Origin of the sequence: Micromonospora foliorum, from assembly GCF_022229015.1 — a bacterium.
GTDB classification, from domain to species: Bacteria; Actinomycetota; Actinomycetes; order Mycobacteriales; family Micromonosporaceae; genus Micromonospora; species Micromonospora foliorum.
Genome location: NZ_JAKKFF010000165.1, coordinates 1 through 3,065 on the forward strand (window position 1 = coordinate 1; position 3,065 = coordinate 3,065).

The 3,065-nt window shown below is 68.9% G+C and carries 4 protein-coding genes and 1 tRNA gene; 3 read left to right on the forward strand and 2 right to left on the reverse strand.

Annotation, left to right across the window (positions count from 1 at the left end):
* Positions 1-494: 494 nt before the first annotated feature.
* On the reverse strand, positions 495-695 hold the full coding sequence (locus tag PSH25_RS13815; RefSeq protein WP_238659481.1) for a hypothetical protein: 201 nt from the start codon (positions 693-695) through the stop codon (positions 495-497).
* 256 nt (positions 696-951) lie between these two features.
* On the opposite strand from PSH25_RS13815, the gene PSH25_RS13820 reads away from it, so the two are divergent.
* Complete coding sequence (locus PSH25_RS13820; RefSeq protein ID WP_238659482.1) at positions 952-1,110, forward strand: hypothetical protein; 159 nt, start codon at positions 952-954, stop codon at positions 1,108-1,110.
* Positions 1,111-1,175: 65 nt separating this feature from the next.
* On the opposite strand, the gene PSH25_RS13825 is transcribed toward PSH25_RS13820, so the two are convergent.
* Positions 1,176-1,247: transfer RNA gene (locus tag PSH25_RS13825), tRNA-Lys, on the reverse strand.
* 209 nt (positions 1,248-1,456) lie between these two features.
* On the opposite strand from PSH25_RS13825, the gene PSH25_RS13830 reads away from it, so the two are divergent.
* Both PSH25_RS13830 and PSH25_RS13835 read left to right on the forward strand, forming a co-directional pair.
* Positions 1,457-1,759 (forward strand): hypothetical protein, encoded by a 303-nt coding sequence (locus tag PSH25_RS13830; RefSeq protein ID WP_238659483.1) that lies wholly within the window; start codon positions 1,457-1,459, stop codon positions 1,757-1,759.
* Between the two features lie 141 nt (positions 1,760-1,900).
* On the forward strand, positions 1,901-2,983 hold the full coding sequence (locus PSH25_RS13835) for an NAD-dependent epimerase/dehydratase family protein (RefSeq protein WP_238659484.1): 1,083 nt from the start codon (positions 1,901-1,903) through the stop codon (positions 2,981-2,983).
* The last annotated feature ends 82 nt before the right edge of the window (positions 2,984-3,065 follow it).

Here is a 3,065-nt window from a genome sequence, read left to right on the forward strand (position 1 = left end):
AAAGAATGTAAACGTAAAGAAGAAGAAACAGTGACGAAAGCGCAAAGATACGGGAGCCCGGGCGGACGACTGCCGCTAGGGCTGCTGGCCAAGCTAGTGATAGTCACAGCCAGTAACGGAACGGTTTCGGGGGCGCAGTTGGCGCACCTGTCGGCGTAGGCTACCGGCCGGGTGCCGGCCCACTTCTACACCGATGAACCGCCTGTAGTTCTGCGGCGGCCCTTGCTTCCGCGCCAGCCGCCGGGCGTGTTGCGTGGCCGGAGTCGGAGCGCCAGCGGAGCGACGGACGCGCGCCCAGGCGGCGGCGCGTGCGGCCCGTTCAGGGCCGCCTTGAAGACGTACAGAAACTTTGCACAACATCGCCGGCAGCCGGCTGTCTGACTCCGCTTGATGCGTTACGCGGTGGTTTCACATGGTGCGTGACACGGCGCGCCCGGTGCTGGTGGAGGTCGCGTGCCGGTCTCGGGCTTGGCACGATTCCGAGGTGCGCTGCGCTATCGCGCGCTCGTCGCATCTTTCTCGTTCCAGATGGAGATGATGTGCCCTTCTCCGTACTCCTCGATAACGTGAGACTCCGCCTCATCGAGGGACCTGGCAAGAATCCGCAGACGAGTGGCGGGCTTGTCGTCGATCCAGATCAAGCCTGCGTACTCCCGCACGGCTGGGCTCTTGTCAACGTTCACGTTGCTCTCCATAGCGTCACTGCCTGGTGAATCCGCAGTGCCGCTTGATCCGGGGTGTGGGCCGCAGTGTCGATGAAGAGATCGGCGTCGTTGAGTGACTGAGTCTGATCCACGCCCTCATGCGGTCCTCTAGGTCTCCCGTGCCCCGGGCTCGGGCACGCTCCTCCGCTACCCTTCGGGGGGCACCACAGCGATACAACCGTCCAGTGCGTCGAGGGCTCAAAGGACCGGATGGCATCGACCGCTTCGACCTGGCGAGCCGCAGGAGGTGCAGAAGGCGCTACAGCACGCCAACCTGCGGATCACGCTGGAAACCTACGTCCACTGGCTGCCGAAGAAGGACCGTCCGCGCGGCCTGGTGGGCAACCTCCTGCGGCAGGCAGGCGGCAAGCGGCGGGAACCCTCCACCGGCCAAGATCGGATCTAGTTTGTGCCCTGGTTGTGCCCGATGATCTTTGCCTGGCGTTTGCGCAGCTCATAAGGGGTGGAGAGTGGGCCGCCAGGGACTCGAACCCTGAACCTATGGATTAAAAGTCCACAGCTCTGCCATTGAGCTAGCGGCCCGCGCGCTCAGGTTACCCGACGGTGAGCGTCGACGACTCTCGGCTTCCGGCCCGCCGTCGATGGCTGCGGCTGGCCGGCTCTCCCTCATTTGATCATCACCTGTCGGCGGCACGGTCGAGGGTGGGGGCGCTGGGTCGGTGATCGGACGTGAATCGAGGGACCTCGCGCGGCGGCGCATGGGTGGGGGCCGGTGGGGAACCAGGACCGGCATGACAGCAAACCGCTCGCCGGCCGTGGCGGCCTCCGGGGAGGAGGTCGGGCGCGATGGCGTACGCCAGCCGGGTGGAGAGGTCCATGCCTGGCTGCCCGGCCAGAACCAGACGGTCTGTGGCCTGGCACTGAGCCGGACCCGACTGCGTCGCTTCCCGCACGTGCCCTTCGACTACTCGGGCACCGACGTGCTCACCGAGGCGGACGCGGTGGGCTGGATCTGCCCCCGCTGCCTGGCCGCCACGACCGGCCGGCGGGGCAAGGAGAAGCACGGCTGGGTACGGGAGTCCCCTCGTCCTTGATCGGCTCGGGGTCCCGGAAGTCGGGTGGTCCGGCGCGTTCGGATACCCCGACTTTCAGGGAGTCGAGTGGATCAAGCGGCGGGCCGTGGACCGCACGCTGGTGGGTGGTTGAGCTGCGGCTGGGCGGGTACGGGGTCGGGCATGCGGATCGTGGTGGTGGGGGCGAGCGGCAACGTCGGCACGGCGCTGCTGCGGCGGCTGCGCCGGGAGCGGGGCGTGGACCTGGCCGGGGTCGTTCGACGGTTGCCCGGCCCGGATGCCGGCGAGCCGTACGACCAGGTGGAGTGGCACTCCTGCGACATCGGCGCGCTGGGCGCGGCCGGACAGCTCGCCGAGGTGTTCGCAGGCGCTGACGCGGTGGTGCACCTGGCCTGGCAGATCCAGCCCAGCCACGACCAGCGGGTCCTGCGCCGGACCAACGTCGAGGGCAGCCGGGCGGTGATCAACGCGGTGGTCCAGGCCGGTGTGCCGGCCCTGGTGTACGCCTCGTCGATCGGCACCTACGCGCCCGGCCCGAAAGACCACCCGATCAGCGAGCGGTGGCCGGCCACCGGTGTGCCCGGCTCGTCGTACAGCGAGCACAAGGCGGAGGTGGAGGCGCTGCTGGACGGGATCGAACGGGATCACCCGGCGCTGCGGGTGGTACGCATGCGCCCCGGGTTGATCTTCCAGCGGGCTGCCGGTGCGGAGATCACCCGATACTTCCTCGGCCCGCTGGCACCGGTGCGGCTGCTGCGCTTCGGCCGGATCCCGCTGGTGCCGACGAACCGCCGGTTGCGGATGCAGGCGGTGCACGCCGATGACGTGGCTGACGCGTACGCCCGGGCGGTGCTGGGTGATGCGCGCGGCGCCTTCAATGTCGCCGCGGACCCGGTGCTCACTCCGGAGCTGGTGGCCCGGCACTTCCACGGTTGGACGGTGCCGGTCGCCGCGCCGGTGCTGCGGGCGGCGGCGGCGCTGACCTGGCGGGCGCGGCTGCAACCGGTCGACGTGGGCTGGGTGGAGCTGGCTCTGAACGCCCCGCTGATGTCCAGTGAGCGCGCGGAGACCGAGCTCGGCTGGCACCCCAAGATCAGTGCGCTGACGGCGCTCAAGGAACTCTTCGCCGGAATGGCCGACGGCGACCACACGGCAAGCCCGCCGATGTCCGGCGCACGGAACCTGCCCGGCCGCCCCGCCGCGCTCCTCCACGCCCGCCCCCCAGGCCAGGGCAACCCCTACTGACCCCATCCCAGCTCGTTGATCAAGAGCTTTCGGTCAGAAAACGCTGCCCCGGTGACCGAAACCTCTTGATCAACGGCGGGGA